The sequence below is a fragment of the Micromonospora sp. RL09-050-HVF-A genome (assembly GCF_019374995.1).
In the GTDB taxonomy this organism is placed as follows: domain Bacteria; phylum Actinomycetota; class Actinomycetes; order Mycobacteriales; family Micromonosporaceae; genus Micromonospora; species Micromonospora antibiotica.
Genome location: NZ_JAGKQP010000002.1, coordinates 6,872,573 through 6,891,804, shown reverse-complemented (window position 1 = coordinate 6,891,804; position 19,232 = coordinate 6,872,573). Strand labels below are relative to the sequence as shown.

14 protein-coding genes and 1 pseudogene are annotated in these 19,232 nt (G+C 73.8%); 7 read left to right on the top strand and 8 right to left on the bottom strand.

The features are described from left to right. Window positions 1–15: 15 nt before the first annotated feature. Both J7462_RS30175 and J7462_RS30170 read left to right on the top strand, forming a co-directional pair. Window positions 16–1,035, top strand: a complete 1,020-nt coding sequence (locus tag J7462_RS30175) for a serine hydrolase (protein WP_219469364.1) — start codon at window positions 16–18, stop codon at window positions 1,033–1,035. Between the two features lie 171 nt (window positions 1,036–1,206). After that, window positions 1,207–2,351: pseudogene (locus tag J7462_RS30170) on the top strand (MBL fold metallo-hydrolase). A gap of 22 nt (window positions 2,352–2,373) precedes the next feature. On the opposite strand, the gene J7462_RS30165 reads toward J7462_RS30170, so the two are convergent. After that, complete coding sequence (locus tag J7462_RS30165; RefSeq protein ID WP_219469361.1) at window positions 2,374–3,885, bottom strand: deoxyguanosinetriphosphate triphosphohydrolase family protein; 1,512 nt, start codon at window positions 3,883–3,885, stop codon at window positions 2,374–2,376. Between the two features lie 258 nt (window positions 3,886–4,143). Here J7462_RS30165 and J7462_RS30160 point away from each other — a divergent pair, with 258 nt between their 5' ends. Both J7462_RS30160 and J7462_RS30155 read left to right on the top strand, forming a co-directional pair. Then, the gene (locus J7462_RS30160; protein ID WP_308291076.1) at window positions 4,144–6,603 is read left to right on the top strand and encodes a Tex family protein; all 2,460 of its coding nucleotides are present in this window, start codon (window positions 4,144–4,146) and stop codon (window positions 6,601–6,603) included. Window positions 6,604–6,634: 31 nt separating this feature from the next. Then, window positions 6,635–7,069: a hypothetical protein gene (locus tag J7462_RS30155; RefSeq protein WP_208568996.1), complete on the top strand. Its 435-nt coding sequence runs from the start codon at window positions 6,635–6,637 to the stop codon at window positions 7,067–7,069. Here J7462_RS30155 and J7462_RS30150 read toward each other — a convergent pair. Genes J7462_RS30150 through J7462_RS30140 form a run of 3 tightly spaced genes read right to left on the bottom strand, consistent with a single transcriptional unit; the run spans window position 7,032 to window position 10,245 of the window. After that, window positions 7,032–8,303 carry a glycosyltransferase family 4 protein gene (locus tag J7462_RS30150; RefSeq protein ID WP_219469358.1) on the bottom strand — a complete coding sequence of 424 codons (1,272 nt, stop codon included), beginning with the start codon at window positions 8,301–8,303 and terminating at the stop codon, window positions 7,032–7,034. The genes J7462_RS30155 and J7462_RS30150 overlap by 38 nt on opposite strands. 5 nt (window positions 8,304–8,308) lie before the next feature. Beyond that, window positions 8,309–9,355, bottom strand: coding sequence for an NAD(P)-dependent oxidoreductase (locus tag J7462_RS30145; RefSeq protein ID WP_219469356.1), 1,047 nt, complete (start codon window positions 9,353–9,355; stop codon window positions 8,309–8,311). Continuing rightward, on the bottom strand, window positions 9,352–10,245 hold the full coding sequence (locus J7462_RS30140) for a sugar transferase (protein ID WP_219469353.1): 894 nt from the start codon (window positions 10,243–10,245) through the stop codon (window positions 9,352–9,354). Before J7462_RS30140 ends, J7462_RS30145 begins: the two co-directional genes overlap by 4 nt. A gap of 221 nt (window positions 10,246–10,466) precedes the next feature. On the opposite strand from J7462_RS30140, the gene J7462_RS30135 reads away from it, so the two are divergent. The 3 genes from J7462_RS30135 to J7462_RS33495 are packed head-to-tail and all read left to right on the top strand — an operon-like array spanning window position 10,467 to window position 14,015. Continuing rightward, entirely contained in the window at window positions 10,467–11,510 is a 1,044-nt protein-coding gene (locus tag J7462_RS30135) for a polysaccharide biosynthesis protein (protein WP_219469350.1), read from the top strand. Then, on the top strand, window positions 11,507–12,493 hold the full coding sequence (locus tag J7462_RS30130) for an SDR family oxidoreductase (RefSeq protein ID WP_219469346.1): 987 nt from the start codon (window positions 11,507–11,509) through the stop codon (window positions 12,491–12,493). Before J7462_RS30135 ends, J7462_RS30130 begins: the two co-directional genes overlap by 4 nt. A gap of 55 nt (window positions 12,494–12,548) precedes the next feature. Next, the gene (locus tag J7462_RS33495) at window positions 12,549–14,015 is read left to right on the top strand and encodes an O-antigen ligase (protein ID WP_219469344.1); all 1,467 of its coding nucleotides are present in this window, start codon (window positions 12,549–12,551) and stop codon (window positions 14,013–14,015) included. A 215-nt stretch (window positions 14,016–14,230) separates the two neighbouring features. Here J7462_RS33495 and J7462_RS30120 read toward each other — a convergent pair whose 3' ends face one another. The 4 genes from J7462_RS30120 to J7462_RS30105 are packed head-to-tail and all read right to left on the bottom strand — an operon-like array spanning window position 14,231 to window position 19,090. Beyond that, window positions 14,231–15,484: a glycosyltransferase family 4 protein gene (locus tag J7462_RS30120; RefSeq protein ID WP_219469341.1), complete on the bottom strand. Its 1,254-nt coding sequence runs from the start codon at window positions 15,482–15,484 to the stop codon at window positions 14,231–14,233. A 5-nt stretch (window positions 15,485–15,489) separates the two neighbouring features. After that, window positions 15,490–16,692, bottom strand: coding sequence for a glycosyltransferase (locus J7462_RS30115; RefSeq protein ID WP_219469338.1), 1,203 nt, complete (start codon window positions 16,690–16,692; stop codon window positions 15,490–15,492). After that, window positions 16,677–18,137: a lipopolysaccharide biosynthesis protein gene (locus J7462_RS30110; RefSeq protein ID WP_219469336.1), complete on the bottom strand. Its 1,461-nt coding sequence runs from the start codon at window positions 18,135–18,137 to the stop codon at window positions 16,677–16,679. Before J7462_RS30110 ends, J7462_RS30115 begins: the two co-directional genes overlap by 16 nt. After that, window positions 18,134–19,090 carry an NAD-dependent epimerase/dehydratase family protein gene (locus J7462_RS30105; RefSeq protein ID WP_219469331.1) on the bottom strand — a complete coding sequence of 319 codons (957 nt, stop codon included), beginning with the start codon at window positions 19,088–19,090 and terminating at the stop codon, window positions 18,134–18,136. Before J7462_RS30105 ends, J7462_RS30110 begins: the two co-directional genes overlap by 4 nt. Between the last annotated feature and the right edge of the window lie 142 nt (window positions 19,091–19,232).

The following is a 19,232-nucleotide window of genomic DNA, read 5'->3' as shown; positions in this document are numbered from 1 at the left end:
CTCGACGGGAGAGACGTGACCAGCAGGGTGAACCGCAGGACGGCGCTGGGTCTCGGCACGGCCGCCACGGCCGGGGCGGTACTCGTCGGCACACCGGCATCGGCCGCCGGCCGCCCCGGCAAGTCCGCTGCCCCCGCGGCGAGCCCCGAGCTCGTCGCCCCGAGGATCGCTGCGGCCTTCCAGCGGGAGAAGTCGCTGACCGGCGGGAACTGGCAGGTCCACCTCAGCCTGGAGAACGGGGTCACCCCGCTGGTCGCGGTCTCCGAGTCCGCCGACCGGCGGGTCGAGGCGTACAGCGTCAACAAGATCGCGGTGGCCGTCGCAGTGCTCGACAAGATCGACCGGGGGCTGCTCACCCTCGACCAGCGGGTCGAGGTGGCCGCCTCGACCGTGGTGCCCGGCGGTGACGGCATCTTCGTCCTGGACACCGCCTACCCCAGTTCGGTGACGGTCGGGCACGTGCTGGCCAACCTGCTCACCGTCTCCGACGACACCGCGTCGCGGCTGTGCGGTCTGGTCTGCCCGGCCGCCGAGATCAACCGCACCCTCGCCGCAAAGGGTTTCCCCAACACCCAGGTGCAGCCGCTGTCCGACCCGCACCGGTTCTATCTGGGCACCAGCACCGCCCGGGAGACGCACGCGCTGCTGCGCGCCCTGGTCGCCGGCACCCTGCTGTCGCCGTCGTCGACCGCCCTCGTACTCAAGCTGCTGCGCGCCCCGGTCGCCTTCACCGACGGCATCCGGCGCACCATGTCCTCGGCGGAGCGGGCCCGGGTGGCCACCAAGGCGGGCTGGTTCGTCGACGCCCGGCACGAGGCCGGTGTGGTCTTCGACACCACCGGGGCGGCCGTGCTGACCTACGTCCTCTTCGCCGACGGCCAAGCCGACCGGGACAACTTCGGCGCCACCCACCCGGTGGTGCAGGCCCGGGCCCGGCTCGGCCGGTTCCTCCTGGACGCCACCGCACAGCTGAGGGGCACCGCGGACGCGCCCCGGCACCGGGTGGCCCGGCAACGACCCAGCAACGGCGGCTGACCGGCCCTGCCGTCCGTCCCGCCACCCGGACCTCCCACGGCCCGGCGTCCGGGCCGCCCCGGCCCCCGCCGGCCGGCCCGGGGAAGCGGGGCGGTCCGAGGGTCGGCGTGGGCGGGAGCCGCCGGTGGTGACTACCGTGTAGTGCGGGGACACCGGCGAGGGGGACGACACATGGGGCAACCAGCGCAACGCGCGGTCGAGCGGAGGCTCGGCGGTCGGCTGTGGCAGGTGGCGGGGCTGGCGGCGGTCGCCGGCCTGGCCTGGACGGCGCGGGACGTACCGGCGGCGCTGGGCGGCCGACTGACCGGCGCACGCGCGCAACGGGCCGCCCGGTCGGCGCAGTTCCGCGACGGGACCTTCCACAACCGGGTGGCCACCCGCACCGTGCCCGGCGGTGATCCCGGTCGCAACCTGCTCCGGGAGCTGCTCTTCGGCCAGCAGCGTCGCCGCCCCACCGCCCCGGTCCCGCTGGTGCGGCCCGCCCCGGCCCCGACCACCGACGTCGACCGTGAGCTGGGCATCGTCTGGTACGGCCACGCCTCGACCCTGGTCGAGATCGAGGGCACCGGGTGCTGATCGACCCGGTGTGGAGCGACCGCTGCTCGCCGTCGGCCGCAGTGGGGCCGAAGCGGCTGCACGAGCCCCCGGTACGCCTCGACGAGGTGCCCACCGTCGACGCGATCCTGATCTCCCACGACCACTACGACCACCTCGACATGGCCACCGTCCGGGAGCTGGTGCGCCGGCAGTCGGCGCCGTTCCTGGTGCCGCTGGGCGTCGGCGCGCACCTCGACCGGTGGGGGGTGCCGGAGGACCGGATCGTCGAGCTGGACTGGTCGCAGGGGCACCGGGTCGGCGGCCTGGAGATCACCGCGACCGCCGCCCAGCACTTCTCCGGCCGGGGGCTGCGGCGTGACGGCACGCTGTGGAGTTCGTGGGTGGTCGCCGGGGCGCACCGGAAGGTCTTCTACACCGGCGACTCGGGCTACTTCGACGGGTACGCCGAGATCGGCGCGGAGCACGGGCCGTTCGACGTGACGCTGATGCAGATCGGCGCGTACGACCGGGCCTGGCCGGGCATCCACATGTTTCCCGAGGAGGCCGTCACCGCCCACCTCGACCTGCGCGGCGACCTGCTCGTCCCGGTGCACTGGGCCACCTTCAACCTGGCCCTGCACGACTGGTCCGAGCCGGTGGACCGGCTCTGGGCCGAGGCCAAGGCGCACGGCGTGCGGCTGGCGGTGCCCCGGCCCGGCGAGCGGGTGGTGGTGGCCGACCCGCCGCCGGTCGACGGCTGGTGGCAGACGATCGCCTGACCGCGCGCCCACCGCCCGCCGCTCAGAGCACGAAGGCGTCGGTCCACAGCGCCCCGGAGCGACCCGACAGGACGTCCAGCATCGCCACGGCCTGACCGTCGGTGAGTTGGGCGACGAAGTCGATGATGGCCCGGCCGCGGGCCCGGCCGATCCGGTCGGGGGTACGCGGGTGCAGCTCCGCCTCGGCCAGCTCGACCAGGTCGGGCAGCCGGCGGGGCAGCCGGGACTCCTCCTCGGGGTCGAGCAGCCACTGCCAGAGCGCGTCGACCAGGGTGTCCAGCAGGCGGGCCTGGCCCCGCTGGTGCAGGGCCAGGTCGGGGCGGGCCAGCACGAAGCGGTGGTGGACGAACTTGAGCACCTGCACCTCGTGCCACTGCGCCGGGGCCAGCTGCACGTGGCCGGAGCGCACGTCCGGGGTGGCGGTCACCGTGATCGCGTCGACCAGCCGGGTGGTCCACCTGGCGGAGAACCGGGCCACGTACTGTTCCGCCTCGATCGACCCGTCGAAGGGCAACGCCAGCAGCCCGTCCACCAGTTCCTCGCGGACGTGCTCGACGGCGGCGGCGAATGCGTCGTCGTCGGCGATCCAGGCGTCCTTGCGGTGCAGTTGCCGGCGCAGCGCCTCGATCGCCGTGCCGGGTCGGCGGGCGGCACCGGCCAGCGCCGGGTCGGTGACCGCGCGCAGGTGCCCGCCCTCGCGCTGCCAGGCCATCAGCTCGGCGGCGACGGTGCCCTGCTGGAGCACCCCCACCCGGTAGAAGTCCTCCACGTCGTGGATGGCGTACGCGATGTCGTCGGCGGTGTCCATCACCGACGCCTCGACGGTCTGCTGCCACTGCGCGATCCGCCCGGTGAACGGGGCGCGGGCCTGTCGCAGGTCGGCCAGTTCCGTGCCGTACGCGCCGAACTTCGCCGAGCCGCTGTCCGGGTCGTCCGGTGGGGCGGCGGCGCCCCGGGGTGCGGGACGCAGGTGCCGGGGGTGCGGGTCGGGGTGGTCCAGCCGGGTCCACGGGTATTTCAGCATCGCCGCCCGCACGGCGGCGGTCAGGTCGAGACCGGTGGTGGCGGCCCCCCGGATCTCGGTGCTGGTGACGATCCGGTACGACTGGGCGTTGCCCTCGAATCCGTCGGCCAGCCCGAGCCGCTGCCGGGCCAACCGGTCCAGCACCCGCTCCCCCAGGTGCCCGAACGGCGGGTGACCGAGGTCGTGGGCGAGGGCGGCGGCCTCCACCACGTCCGGGTCGCAGCCGCCCAGTTTCTCCAGCAGGTCCCGCTGGGTCGGGTCGGCGGTCAACCGCTCGGCGATCGCCCGGGCCACCTGCGCCACCTTGAGACTGTGGGTGAGCCGGTTGTGCACCAGCAGTCCGGAGCCGACCGGGCTGATCACCTGGGTCACCCCACCGAGGCGGGCGAAGAAGGGCGAGGCCACGATCCGGTCCCGGTCGGCCCGGAACGGGCTCGCGGCGAGGTCACCGAGGGCTCGGGCACTGCCGCCGAAGAGGCGACGGGCACGCGGATCCGCAGGTTGCTCCATGATCGCCACGCTAGCGCAGCGGGCCGACCGGCACGGCGGCACGCGACGGGTTCCCGGGCCGACTAGCCACCGGGCCGACGGGTCACCGGGCCGACGGGTCACCGGGGCGCGGCAGGCCGGCCCGGGGCCGGGAACGGTGGGGCTGCGACGGCAGTGCGGCCGGCCCGGCGACGGGGGTGGGCGGCGGGGGTGGCGCACGGCGTCGGGGGTGGGCGGCAGAATGCAGCAGGGAACCCGAAACGAAGGCGGATCAACATCGTGACCCAGTCAGTCCATCAGCGGATCGCCGACGAGCTCGGCGTCGCCGAGCGCCAGGTGCGGGCGGCCGTGGAGCTGCTCGACGGCGGCGCGACCGTGCCGTTCATCGCCCGCTACCGCAAGGAGGCCACCGGCCTGCTCGACGACGCCCAGCTGCGCACCCTGGAGGAGCGGCTGCGCTACCTGCGGGAGCTGGACGAACGGCGGGCCGCGGTGCTGGAGTCGATCCGCAGCCAGGGCAAGCTGGACGAGGCGCTGGAAGCGCAGATCATGGCGGCCGACTCCAAGTCCCGCCTGGAGGACATCTACCTGCCCTACAAGCCGAAGCGGCGGACCCGGGCACAGATCGCCCGGGAGGCCGGGCTGGAGCCGCTGGCCGACACGCTGCTCGGCGACCCCACCCGGGACCCGAAGGAGACGGCCGCCGGGTTCGTCGACGCCGGGCGTGGGGTCGCCGACGTCGCCGCCGCATTGGACGGGGCGCGGGCCATCCTCATCGAGCGGTTCGCCGAGGACGCCGACCTGATCGGCACCCTGCGTGAGCAGATGTGGTCGCGGGGCCGGCTGGTCTCCCGGGTACGCGACGGGCAGCAGACCGCCGGCGCGAAGTTCGCCGACTACTTCGACTTCGCCGAGCCGTACCCGAAGCTTCCCTCGCACCGCATCCTGGCGATGTTCCGGGGGGAGAAGGAGGGCGTGCTCGACCTCACCATGGCCCCCGACGCCGAGGAGGACCCGACCGGCCCGACCCGCTACGAGGCGGCCATCGCCGGCCGGTTCGGTGTCACCGACGCGGGGCGGCCCGCCGACCGGTGGCTGGCCGACACGGTGCGCTGGGCGTGGCGTACCCGGATCCTGATCCACCTCGGGGCCGACCTGCGCACCCGGCTGTGGCAGGCGGCCGAGGAGGAGGCCGTCCGGGTCTTCGCCACCAACCTGCGCGACCTGCTGCTCGCCGCCCCCGCCGGCAGCCGGGCCACCATGGGTCTCGACCCGGGCCTGCGCACCGGGGTGAAGGTGGCGGTGGTGGACGCCACCGGCAAGGTGGTCGCCACCGACACGATCTATCCGCACGAGCCGCGCCGGCAGTGGGACGCCTCGATCGAGACGCTGGCGAAGCTGGCCGGGGCGCACCAGGTGGAGCTGGTCGCGATCGGCAACGGCACCGCCAGCCGGGAGACCGACAAGCTCGCCGCCGACCTGATCTCGCGGTATCCGCAGCTCGGCCTGACCAGGGTGATGGTCTCCGAGGCCGGCGCGTCGGTCTACTCGGCCTCCGCGTACGCCTCGCAGGAGCTGCCCACCCTGGACGTGTCGCTGCGTGGCGCGGTCTCCATCGCCCGGCGGCTCCAGGACCCGCTGGCCGAACTGGTCAAGATCGACCCGCGCTCGATCGGCGTCGGCCAGTACCAGCACGACCTGTCCGAGGTGAAGCTGTCCCGCTCGCTGGACGCGGTGGTGGAGGACTGCGTCAACGGGGTCGGGGTGGACGTCAACACCGCCTCCGCTCCCCTGCTGACCCGGGTCTCCGGCATCGGCGCGGGTCTGGCGGAGAACATCGTGCTGCACCGGGACGCCAACGGGCCGTTCCGCACCCGCGCCGAGCTGAAGAAGGTGGCCCGGCTCGGCCCGAAGGCCTTCGAGCAGTGCGCCGGCTTCCTGCGCATCCCCGGCGGCACCGACCCGCTCGACTCGTCCAGCGTGCACCCGGAGGCGTACCCGGTGGTGCGCCGCATCCTGGCCAGCACCGGGCAGGACCTGCGCTCGCTGATCGGGAAGTCGGCCCTCCTGCGCGGGCTGCGGGCCACCGACTTCGTCGACGACACCTTCGGCCTGCCCACCGTCACCGACATCCTCGCCGAGCTGGAGAAGCCCGGCCGGGACCCGCGACCGGAGTTCCGCACCGCCACCTTCGTCGAGGGGGTGGAGAAGATCGGCGACCTGACCCCCGGGATGCTGCTGGAGGGTGTGGTCACCAACGTGGCCGCGTTCGGCGCGTTCGTCGACGTGGGCGTGCACCAGGACGGCCTGGTGCACGTCTCGGCGATGTCGCACACCTTCGTCAAGGACCCGCGCGACGTGGTGAAGTCCGGTGACGTGGTGCGGGTCAAGGTGCTCGACGTCGACGTGCCGCGCAAGCGGATCTCGTTGACGCTGCGGTTGGACGACGAGGTGCCGACCGGCGGTGACCGGCCGGCGGCCGACGGGCAGCGTCGCGAACGCGGTGCCCCCCAGGGCGGGCGCGGTGACGCGCCGGGCGGCCGGCGAAGCGGCGCGGGCGGGTCCGGCGGGGCAGGCGGCGCAGGCAGGTCCAGCGGGGCAGGCGGGTCCGGCGGCCAGCGGGAGCAACGGGGCGGGTCCCGGGGCGGGTCGCAGCAACGGCAGGGCCGGGGCGGCTCCGCACCGGCACCCGCCAACGACGCGATGGCCGAAGCGTTGCGCCGGGCGGGCCTGGCCTGAGCGGTCGAGGGGGTGGGCGTACCGTCGCGGCATGGGTGGTGACGGCGGTTCGGGGTGGCGGGAGCAGCAGCAGCGGGCGGCGCGGGCGCACGCGGCGGCCGACGCCCGCCAACGCGACGGTGAGCACGCGCAGGCCGAGGCACTGGTCGCCCGGTTCACGGCCGAGGCGACCCGGCGGGGGCTGCGGACCACCCGGCTGGTGGCTCAGGGCTACGACGGACGGGGCCGCTACCGGACCGGCCTGACCGGCTGGTACGTCGACCGGGCCGGCCTGCGCGCGGTCGCCGTCGACGGCCGGTTCTTCCTGCTCACCGTGCCGCCGGGCGTACGCGCCAGACTGTTCGGCGTGGACGTGCCACCGGCCCGGCCGCCCCTGGTCGTCGGCCGGGGCGGACGCGACGGTGAGTCGGTCCCGCTGGCCGACCTGCTCACCCGTCGGCTGGCCGCCGGCGACGACTGGCCCTGACCGGCCCGGCGGCCACCATCTCGTGCAGGGTCCGCTCGACCCGGTCGGCACCCGTCGCGACGGAGAACATCCGGTCGTAGTGCGCCCGGCCGGCCTGCCCGAGCAGGTCCAGTTTCTCCCGGCCCAGGTCGCAGACCTCCCGCAGGGCGTCGGCGATCGAGTCGGGGTCACCGGGGCGGGCGGTGATGCCCGCGCCGCTGTCCCGGGCCACCGCGGCGGCGTCGCCTTCCGCAGCGACCAGCAGCGCCCGCCCGGCGGCGAGGGTCGACTGCACCTTGCTCGGCATCGTGTATGCGGACATGCCACCGGGCCGCAGGCTCACGTAGTGGACGTCACCGGTGGCCATCAACGCGGGCATCCGGTCCCGGGGCAGCTGCCCGAGGAAGCGGACGTTCGCCGCCCCCACCGCCGCGGCCCGCCGACGCAGCCGCTCCTCGGTGGTGCCGGAACCGGCGATCAGGCAGACCAGGCGGGGGTCGCCGGTGCGGGCGCAGGCGTCGATCAGCGAGTCGAGCCCCTGCGCCTCGCCGAGCGCGCCCGCGTACACCAGCACCACCTGGTCGGGTTGGAGTCCGAGGTCGGCGCGCAGGTCGGTGGCGCGGACGCCCAGGGTCTCGTCCGCCCACATCGGGATGTGCACCAGCTTCTCCCGGGGCACCCCCCGGCCGGCGAGCAGCTCGGCGGCGCCCGGGGAGACGTGGGCGACCCGGGCGGCGCTGCGGTACATCGCACCGCACCAGGCGGCCATCCCCCGCTCGACGGTCCGTGACACCCGACCGGTGCCGAGGAAGCCGCTGGCCAGCACACTGTCGGGCCACAGGTCCAGCACGTGCAGCAGCACCGGCACCCGGTGCACGTAGCGGGTGAACCACATCGGCAGGGCGACGCTGATCGGCGAGTTGCCGACCCAGAGGGCATCCAGACCCCGCAGCACCGGGGTGCCGGAGACCAGCGCGGAGACGGCGAAGGACCCGTAGTTGGCCAACCGACGTGGCGCGGAACGGTCGTGGCTGGGATAGAGGGCGACCCGGCGGACCCGGGCCGGGCCGTCGGTCTCGTCGACCCGGCGGGCCAGCCGGTAGCCGGGGGCCAGCCGGCCGCTCGGGTAGTTCGGGAAACCGGTCAGCACCTGGACCTCGTGTCCCCGGTCGGCGAGAGCGCGGGCGAGCATCCCGGGCAGGGCCGCCGGGCCCGGTTCCGGGTCGAACCACTGGGTGAGCAGGCCGATCCGCATCGTTGTCACCCCGCCGCCACGCCGGCCACCGGGCGGGTCGGTCGCGCGCCGTCAGCCGCCGGGCCGGTCGGCCACACGCCGTCGGTCGCCGGGCGGGTCGGCCGCACGCCGTCGGCCGCCGGGCCGGTCGGCCGCACGCCGTCAGCTGCCGGATCGGTCGGCCGCACGCCGTCGGCCGCCCACAGGGCGCGCAGTGATTCGGTCAGGTCGTGGACCGGGGTCCAGCCGAGCACCCGGCGGGCGCGGTCCAGGTCGGCGCACATCCACGGCACCGCGGCCGAGCGGGTGGCGTCGGGCGGGAAGCCGCCCGGCCGGATCTCCCCGGGGAAACCGGCCACGTCGGCCAGCAGCCGCACGACATCGCGCGTCGCGACCGCACGTCCGCTGCCCACGTTGACGACCCGCTGCGTGGGCGCGGCGCACCGCGTCGCGGCCAGCACCGCCGCCGCCACGTCCCGCACGTCGACGAGATCCCGGTAGGTGTCGTGCAGCCCCAGAGCGAGGTCACCCGCCCCGTCGGCCGCCGCCGCGCGGACCATCGCGGTCACCCGGGCCAGCATGTTTCCCGCCGGCATCCCCGGCCCGACCGGGTTGAAGACCCGCAGCACGATCGTGTCGAGGCGGCCGGTGTCGCCTGCCAGCTCGGCCAGGCGGGTCGCGGCCAGGTGGCTGAGCCCGTACTCGCTCACGGGGGCGGCCGGGTGGTCCTCCGCGACGGCGAGGCCGTGCGGCACGACGCCGTACTCGGCGGCCGAGCCGATCCGGACCAGCCGGGCCCGGGGGGCGGCGACGGCCACCGCCTCGACCAGTTTCGCCGTGGTCACGACGTGCGCCCGCACGAAGTCGAGCCCGGAACCGACGATCTGGCCGGCCGCGCTCACCACCACGTCCGGTCGTTCCCGGGCGACCAGCGCGGTCAGCTCCGGCAGGTCCATCCGGACCAGGTCGCACTGTGCCCGGGTGGGCGACCGCAGGTCGGTGTGCCCGGCCAGTGCGGCACCGATGTGCCGGCCCAGGAAACCACCCGCGCCCAGCAGCAGCACCCGGCTCATCGGCGGTACGCGGCGTCCCGGTCGTCGACCGGCGACGACACGGGCCTCGGGCCGTCGACCGGCTGAACGTAGGCCGGCGACGACGCGCCCGTCCGGATGTCGGTCGGTGCCGACGCGTCCGGCCGGGCGTAGATCGGTGCCGACGCGTCCGGCCGGGCGTCGGCCGGTGCCGACGCGTCCGGCCGGGCGTCGGCCGGCGCCGACGCGGGCGCAGGGGCGTTGCCGGTGAACTCGTGCCAGGTGGCGGCACCGGGAGCCGAGATACCTTCCCGGGTGAGCACCACCCGGACGGTGGTCAGCAGGATCTTCAGGTCCAGCAGGAAGGAGCGTCGGTCGACGTACTCGACGTCGTAGCCGAACTTCGCCTCCCAGCTCAGGGCGTTGCGCCCGCGCACCTGGGCGAGCCCGGTGATGCCGGGCCGCACCTCGTGCCGGCGGGCCTGCTCGGCGTTGTAGAGGTCGAGGTAGCGCACCAGGTGTGGACGGGGACCGACCACACTCATCTCGCCGCGCAGCACGTTCCAGAACTCGGGCAACTCGTCGAGGCTGCTCGCCCGCAGCCAACGACCCACCCGGGTGAGGCGTTGGGCGTCGGTCACCAGCCCCCGGTCCGGGTCGGGGTGGAGCATGGTGCGGAACTTCACCACCTCGAACAGTTCGCCGTGCAGGCCGGGCCGGGTGTGCCGGAACAGCACCGGCCGCCCGTGCGTCACGAGCACCACCAGGGCGACGAGGGCCAGCAGGGGTGCGCCGACGGTCAGCACGACGAGCGCGCCGAGCACGTCGAACAACCGCTTCCAGCGGTCGTACGGCCGCCGGGGTGTCGGGGTGGCTCCCCGCCCGTCGGCCCCGGCTCGCGGCGGTGCCGTGTGGACAGCAACTTTGGGCATGAAACACACCTACCACCTTTACGGTGGACGATCCGCGCTTTCACATTCGCCACCCCGGACAGGTCGACAATGGAGTGCGCAGCATCCCCGGTAAAGGTGAAACATGATTGTTCCTCCCTTTACCGGAAGCCCGCCCGGTCTCGTTATTGCAACAGTATGGTCACCTTTGACGAGATCGCGATTCCCGAGGATGGTCCGCCGGGAAACAGGCAGGAGGAGATATGCTTCCCTCGCTTTCGGACAGGCGTTTCCTGATCACCGGGGGCACGGGGTCGTTCGGCCAGACAATGGTCTCCCGACTGCTCGACGCCGGTGCCGCCGAGGTGCGGGTGCTCAGCCGGGACGAGTCGAAACAGGACGCGATGCGGCACCGCCTCGGCAACGACCGGGTGCGCTACTACGTCGGCGACGTCCGCGACTACGACAGTGTGCTCAAGGCCGCCCGGGGGATGGAGTTCGTCTTCCACGCCGCGGCTCTCAAGCAGGTGCCCTCCTGCGAGTTCTTCCCCCTCGAGGCGGTCCGCACCAACGTGCTCGGCAGCGCCAACGTGGTGGACGCCTGTGAGCGGGTCGGTGTGGAGACGCTGGTCCTGTTGAGCACCGACAAGGCCGTCTATCCGGTCAACGCGATGGGCATGACCAAGGCGCTGATGGAGAAGGTCGCCCAGGCCCATTCCCGCAACAACGCGGCGGCCCGGACCCGGGTCTGCTGCGTGCGGTACGGCAATGTCATGTACTCGCGCGGATCGGTGATTCCACTGTTCATCGACCAGATCCTGCGCGGCGGACTGCCGACGGTCACCGACCCGACGATGACCCGTTTCCTGATGTCGTTGCCCGAATCGGTCGATCTGGTGGAGCACGCGTTCACCTTCGGCCAGCCGGGGGACGTCTTCATCCGCAAGGCCGACGCCTGCACCATCGGCGACCTCGCCACCGCCCTGTGCAACCTGTTCGGGGTGCCGGCGAAGTTCACCGTGCTCGGCATCCGGCACGGGGAGAAGCTCTACGAGACCCTGGCCAGCCGGGAGGAACTCGCGTTCGCCGAGGACCTCGGCGACTTCCTCCGGGTGCCGGTGGACAGCCGCGACCTCAACTACTCCCTCTATTTCGAGGAGGGTGACGTCGAGCACGGTGGCCTGGCCGACTTCCACTCGCACAACGCCCGCCGGCTGTCCGTACCGGAGATCGAGTCGTTGTTGATGACGTTGCCCGAGGTGCGCGCGCAGGTGCAGGCCCACGCAGCGGCCGTGGTGACGACATGAGCGCGGCCGCCGACACCGGCCGGCCCGACCGGGTGCCCCGGCGGCGCAGCGACCACCAGGCCGACCGCCCGGCCCGTCGGGTCCTCGTCGTCGGCGTCACCGGCATGCTCGGCCACGCCGTGCTGCGCGAACTCGCCGACGACCCGGATCTCGACGTCCGCGGCCTCGCCCGCATCATCGACGACCGGGCGGGGTGGTTCCCCGCGCACCTGCTCGCCCGCATCGTCGCGGCCGTGGACGTGACCCGGTTCGACGACGTCCGGCGGCTCGTGGACGAGCTGCGACCGGACGTCGTCGTCAACTGCGTCGGCGTCATCAAGCAGCGACCGGACGTGCAGGACGCGGTGCCCACGGTCACCCTCAACGCTCTCCTGCCCCACCTGCTGGCCGACGCCTGCGCGCAGGTCGGCAGCCGGCTCGTGCACGTCAGCACCGACTGCGTCTTCTCCGGCCGCCGGGGCGGCTACCGTGAGGACGACCTGCCCGACCCGCCCGACCTCTACGGCCGGTCCAAACTGCTGGGCGAGGCGTCGGGAGCGTCGGCCCTCACCCTGCGTACCTCGATCGTCGGGCACGAGCTGGGCACGAACCGTTCCCTGGTCGACTGGTTCCTCTCCCGACGCAGCCAGGTACGGGGGTTCACCCGGGCCATCTACAGCGGGGTGACGACCGTGGAGTTCGCCCGGCTGCTGCGCACCGTGGTCCTGCCCCGGGCGGAGCTGACCGGCCTCTACCACGTCGCCGCCGCACCGATCGCCAAGTATGACCTGCTCCGCCTGGTCGCCGAGGTGTACGGATGGCCCGGCGAACTGGTGCCGGACGACGAGTTCGTCTGCGACCGGTCGATGTGCGCGGACGCCCTCGCCCAGGTCACCGGCTACCGTCCGCCGAGCTGGCCGGACATGATCGCGGCGATGCACGCGGCCCGGTCCCGCTGGGCGCTCGACCGGGCCCGGCCGGGCCTGGCGGGCGTCCCGCGCTGACGGACCAAACGACCACCGCCGGCACCGCCGGCCTGCTGGAGTCAAAGGACATCACGTGGGGAACCGAGTCGGTCAACTGTGCCTGATCGTCGGGGCGTTCGTCGTCGCGGTGGTCACCACCGTCGCCAGTGTCAACGTTCCGATGGTGGCGGTCGGGGCGGTGGCTCTGCTGCTGCTCGCGCTGTTCGCCCTCGCGCGGCAGATGGACGGCTGGCGGTGGCTGCTGGGCCTGACCATGGTGCTCCTGGTCTGCGCCTCGTCCAAGCTGCCGTCCCTGGTGGAGGCCAGCTTCTATCCCCGGTACGCGGCGGTCGCCGCCCTGATCGTCTGGGCGCTGCGCACCCCGGGACGCACGGTGGCCCGGCTCGATCGGTGGACCCGCCTGCTCATCGGCGCGCTCTGGGCGATGGCGGGACTCGCCACGCTGAGCTTCACCTGGTCGGTGGTGCCGCTGGAGACTCTCCAACGCGGCGTGGCGCTGCTTTTGCTGGCCGCGCTGGTGCACGTCCTGATCCGCTGCCGGTGGGCGGACCGGGCGGTCATGCTGGCCGACCTGCGCGTGGTCTACCTGGTCCTCAGCGGTTCCGCCCTGCTCAGCCTCGGCCTCGGGCTCGCCGACGGCACCCTCGTCGCCGCGCTGTCGCAGACCGACCGCTTCGAGGGCCTCTACAACAACCCCAACATGCTCAGCATCGTCTGTGCCCTGACCACCCCGCTGGGCTGGGCGGTCTACCGGGCGTCCCGGCGACGGGCGGAACTGCTCGGCATGGTGCCGGCCGTCGCCTGTCTGCTGCTCTCCCAGTCCCGCACCGGGCTGATCGCCGTGCTCGTCGGCGCCCTCTGGGTCGTGCTGCGGCACGGGCTGGGCCGGATGGTCCGCATCGCCGCCGGGCTGGCCGCCGGGCTGTTGGTGGCGTACCTGTTCAACCTGCTGCCGATCCTGTTCGCCGGCCCCTGGATGCGGCAGCTCGTGCTGCGCTTCACCGCCCCCACCGGCGGCGACCTGTCCAACGGCCGCACCGAGATGTGGCAGGCGACGGTCGACCTGTGGTGGCAGAACCGCCCCACCCTGGGCTTCGGGTACGCGTCCCGCAACCACCTGTTCGCCCTCGCCAGCCTCGACGAGTCCTTCGGGACCGGGGTGAGCGTGGTGCACAACAGCTACCTGCAACTGCTGCTGGAGCTGGGGCTCGCCGCCGTGGCGCCGCTGGCGCTGCTGCTGCTGGCCGTCGGGCGGGTCGCGCTGCGGGCACCGGTGCGCCGGGCCGACTCGGGTCTGGTCTGGCTCGTCGTCACCGGGGTGCTGATCCAGATCACCGAGTCGGCCATCTTCGGCACCGGGCAGACCTACCCGTACGTGTTCTGGCTGGTGGCCGCCGGTGTGCTGCGGCACCTGCCCGACCGCCGGGCCGACGCGGACGACGGCGTCGAGCCCTCCCCCGCGCCGGCACACCCGCACCAGGTCAACGCCCCGGTGGACGCCGTGCCGCGCCGGCCGGTGCCGGTGCCGGTGCTGCGCTGACGTCGACCTGACGGCGCTGCCCCGAGCTCACCTCACCCGACGGCGCTGCGCTGAGCTCACCTCACCCGACGGTGCTGCACTGAGCTCACCCGACGGCGCTGCGCAACGATCACCCGACGGCGGAGAAACTGAGACCCGGCTTCGGTACCGGGCCTGGGATCGCACGACGGTGGGCGTCCGGTCGGGACGCCCACCGCCTCGTCGGAACGCCCGGGTCAGCTCCGGTCGTCGGCCGCCAGGAAGGCGCTGACCCGGTCCCGCCAGGCCCGGTGGTCGAACGACTCACGGGCCCTCGACCGGGCGGCCCGGCTCATCGCCGTCCAGTCGTCGTCGGTCAGCCGCAACGCACGCTCGACCGCCCACCGCACGTCGTCCGGCCCGTTGCCGGCGAGCACCAGCCCCTCGACACCGTCGTGCACGTAGGTGGCCAGGTCGCTGGTGTGGTTGAGCAGCACCGGGCAGCCGGCGGCGAGACTCTCCGGCACCTTGGACGGGAAGCCGTTGGCGGCGTATCCCCCGGTGGGGCGGACCAGCATCGAGAAGTGCGACTCCGCGAGCAGCGTCAGCACGGTGGCGCGGGGCACCCGACCCAGGAACCGCACCTCGGCGTGGAGCCCGTCGAGGACCGAGACGTCCAGGTCGGAGTGGGCGGCGGCAGCCTCCCGGGTGACCCCGGCGATGGTGAGGCTGACCCGTCGCTGCTGTTCCGGCGTGAGTCGGCCGATGCCGCGCAGGATCACGTCCAGCATGTCCTTGCGGGCGGGGGTGCCGGCGTAGAGCAGCCGCAGGCCGGTGGAGAGGGCGGGCGGCCGGCCGGTCGGGAAGTCGTCGCAGTCCACCTGCGGCGGCACCACCAGCACCGCCAGCCCGTGCGCCGCGAGGTATCCGGCCAACGTGGTGGACACCGCCGTGGCCCGGCCGACGAGCCGGGTGGCCAGGAACGTCGACCAGCGGTGCCGGACGAAGTACGGGGTCAGCCAGCCGTGCCGGAACTGCCGCCGGTCGTGCCGCTCGCTGGCGTCGACCACGATCGGGCAGCGCAGCACCAGACGCAGCACCGTCCAGTTGCCGAGGGTCATCAACGCCATCGGGAGCAGCACCACGTTCACGTCGCCACGGCGTACCCCCTGCCGGCGGGCGGCCCGCAGCACCCGGACCGGGCGGGCCAGCCGGGCCGGCAGCCGGGTGAGCCGGTGCCGGCCACGCACGCGCAGGGTGACCAGGTCGACGCCGGCCGCCTCGGGTGGTCGGGCCGGGAAGGCCAGCTCGCAGGGCCAGTCGTTGACGACGAGCGTGCGGCTGCCCTCGGGGGCGGCGGACCGGGCGAGTTGCAGCAGGCGGTTCGAGGTGGCGTCCCCGTGCGGAAAGGCGTAGGCGCCGACGAGCAGCGGGCGGGGCTGGTCGGCCCGTGCAGTCGATCCGCCGGCCGGCCGTGGCTCCCGGCCGACGAGCATGCTCTGATCGGTCATCTCTCTCACCGTCCCGAGCCGACCGGGGGTCGGCTGCTCTCTCGTGGCACCCGGTCCCGCCCGGGGTGGGCCGAGGCCCACCGTCGGTAGATCTCCAGGTGGATGCTGGCCGCCGTGTCGATGGCGAAGACGCTGTGCTCGAACCGGTCGGCGGCCACCGCCGGGGCGGTCGACGCGGTGTACGCCGCCGCCCGGCCCACCGCCCGCGCCCACACGTGCGGCGGGGCGTCGACACCGACGATGCTCACCCCGGGTAGCCGGTCGCCGATGAAGCGCACGCCCGGCAGGTCGGCGGCGACCGTGCCCACGCCCACCGCAACGGGTTCCAGCACTCCCCCGGGCAACCCCTCCAGGCAGGACGGGTGGACGACGACGTCGGCCTGCCGCAGCAGCCCGCCGACGTCGTCGCGGGGGCCCAGCAGGTGCACCCGGTCGCCGAGCCCGACGGCGTGCGCCGCCGCCCGGACCCGGTCGTCGTCGGCCGGGTCACCCGGCCCGACGAGCACCGCGTGCGCGGACACGCCCAGTTCCCGCAGCGCGACCAGGATCGGCGGCAACAGCCAGCGGCGTTTCTCGGGCGAGGCCCGGCCCACGGTCACGCAGACCAGGTCGGCCGGCCCCGCGCCGATCAGGGCCCGCAGGTCGTCGGGGCTGGGGCGGCGGAGCCGGTCGAGGTCGAGCCCGTTGAGCACCACCCGGCAGCGGGGGTCGGCACGCCAACCCGGGTGGTAGCCGAACGTCAGCGAACTGGGTGAGACACCCAGGATGTCGGTGGCGCAGCTGCCCAGCAGCCGACCGCAGATCCACCGGTAGACCCGGCGGCGCAGGGTACGCGGCCGGTTGTCGTCCCCCCGGAAGTGCGCGACCCGTCCGGGTACGCCCCGCAGCGCGCCGAGCGCGAGCGGCACCCCGGAGAAGTTGGCGCAGTCCGCGTGCACCACGTCCGGGCGCAGCCTCCCGACCAGGCGCAGGAACCGGGCGGGGAAGCGCAGGTCGAGCGGGATCGCCGTGACGGTGCCGCCGTGCCGGGTGACCATGTCGGCCAGGGGTCCGGGCCCCACCGTGTCGCTGAGGGTCACCAGGTGCAGCTCGGTGCCGGCGGCGGCGAGCCGGGGCAGCAGTTCGGCCGTACGCATCTCGGTGCCGCCGAAGTTCAGCTCACCCACGACCCGCAGCACCCGGACCCGGCCGGTCACGACGGTCCGCACCGGGCGAGGGCCCGCCGGTATCCCACCAGCGCCGCCGGAACCATGGTGAGCAGGTACCCGGCGCAGGCTGCCGCGGGCAGCCCGGCCAGGCCGAACTGTCGCAGTCCCCAGACCTTGAGCCCGGTCGCCAGCACCAGGAACGACGCCCAGCCGACGAACTGCGGCCGGAGCAGCCCGATGCTGTTCTGCACCAGGATCAGCGGGGAGGTGACCGCGACCAGCAGGGACCAGCCGGCCAGCCCGACGAGGACGGGGAGCCGGATCGTCGACCGGTCGACCTGGCCGACCCAGAGTTCGATCAGCCGGTGGCCGTAGCCGACCAGCAGCAGCCCGACTGCCCCGACGATCACGCCGTAGAGCACCATCATGCGACGGGTGTTGCGGCGTACCCAGGCCACCTCGCCGCGCGCCAGGGCGGCGCCGTTGACCGGCCAGACCGTCATGCCCACTAGCCCGACGAAGATCCACAGGACCCCGAACAGCTTTCCGACGACCGCGTAGTGCGCCGCCACCGTCAGCCCCAGGACGTTCGCGACCAGGGGGTTGTCCACGTTGAGCGCGATCGACGACATCGTGGTGAGCGCGAAGAACTGCAGACCCAGCCGGAGCAGGCCGACGACGGTGGCCCGGTGCACGAGCCGGGGTCCCGGCCGGCTGGCGGGGTCGGCGGACCAGAAGTAGGTGACCGTGTTGAGCAGGTTCGTCACCGGCACGGCCAGCACCGCGCCGCCGACGACCACCAGCGGTCCCCAGTCGGCGGCGATGGCGACCAGCACGACGGCCAGGGCGGCCAGGGCCCCGGCCGACTGCCAGGCGTTGCTCTGCACCATCTGGCCGCGGGCGTACTGGATCCGCTGGATCACCGACAGCGGGATGTTGACCGCGAACGCGCCGAAGCAGATCAGCACCATGGTGGTGGTCTGCGCGGCGACGGCCGGGTCGCGGACGGCGAACAGGTCCACCCAGGGGACCACCGGCGTGACCACCGCGAGTGTCGCCAGCAGCAGCACCGCGACCACACCGAGGGTGGCGAAGGCCCCGGAGATCTCCCGGGCCTGTTGCCGGGGGTCGTCGGCCAGCTGACCGAGCCGGGTGAGCAGCCCGTTGCCCAGCCCCAGATCGGCGAACCAGGCCATCCCGGTGAGCGCGGTGATCGCCATCCAGAGGCCGTACCGCTGGTCGCCGAGATACCGGAAGCAGGCGGGCGTGATGACCAGCGGAGCGGCCAGGCCGATCCCCTTGGCCACCATCGCGGTGGCGATGCCCACTGTGACGGCGCGGTCGCGACCGGGCCCCGACGGTGGGCCGGACGTCGCCACCGGGGCGACGACCGCCGTGCCGGTCAGCGCCGCAGCCGGCGTCGGCGCGGGGGCCGGCGTCGGCGCGGGAGCCGGCGGTCCGGCGGCGACCGCCTCGGCGGCGGGCCGGCCCACGGCCCGGGTCACCGGAGGGGGGCGGGGGCGACCCCCAGCCGCGCGGCCAGCCACGCGCCGGTCGCCCGCAACCCCTGCGCCCGGGGGACCGGCGTGACGTCCGGGAACAGTTGCCGCAGGGTGCTGTCGTCCGCCAGCGAGTGGGGGACGTCGCCGGTACGCGGCGGCGCGTGCTCCCGGGCGATCGGCCGTCCGAGCAGCTCCTCCAACTCGTCGAGCACCTGGAGCAGGCTGGCCCGCGCCCCGAAGGCGAGGTTGACCGGATGCGGGTGGTGCACCCGGCGGCGCAGCGCGTCGAGGATGACGTCGCAGACCGTACCGACGTAGGTGAAGTCACGGGACTGGGTGCCGTCGCCGTGCACCACGACTGGTTCGCCGCGCAGGGCGGCGTGGGTGAACCGGGGAATGACGGCCGCGTACGCGTGGTCGTGCCGCTGCCCGGGGCCGTAGACGTTGAAGAACCGGAAGGCCAGGGTGGGCAGCCCGAACGACGCCTGGTGCGCCAGGGCGTACGCCTCGGTGGCGAGCTTGCTGGCCGCGTAGGGGCTCATCGGGCGGGTCCAGGTCTGCTCCGCCTTGGGCAACGCCGGGTTCATGCCGTACACCGACGAGGAGGAGGCGACGAGCACGTGTCCCACGTCGTGCCGGCGGGCCGCCTCCAGCACCATCAACGTGCCGGTGGCGTTCGCGTGGTGGGAGGCCAGCGGGTCGCGTAGCGAGCGGGGCACGCTGGGCAGGGCGGCCAGGTGGACCACCGCCTCCCGACCCGCCATCGCCGCGTCCAGGGCGGCCGGGTCCAGGATCGACCCCTCGACGAATTCGACGTCCAGCCCGTCGAGGTTGCCCCGGAGCCCGACCGAGAGATCATCGAGGACGCTGACCTCCTTGACGGCCGGCTCGTCCAGGGCGGCGCGGGCCAGGTTGGCGCCGATGAAGCCGGCCCCACCGGTGATCAGAATGCGCATGGACAACCCCCCGGTACACACCTCACCTGTTCGTCGAAGCAGGCATGCAGCACATTACGGCACAGACGGAATCTTCATCACAATTAGGACAAATCTCGGCCGTCGGCCTGCAGCAGCCCGGCCGGGGTCCACCGAACGGCCG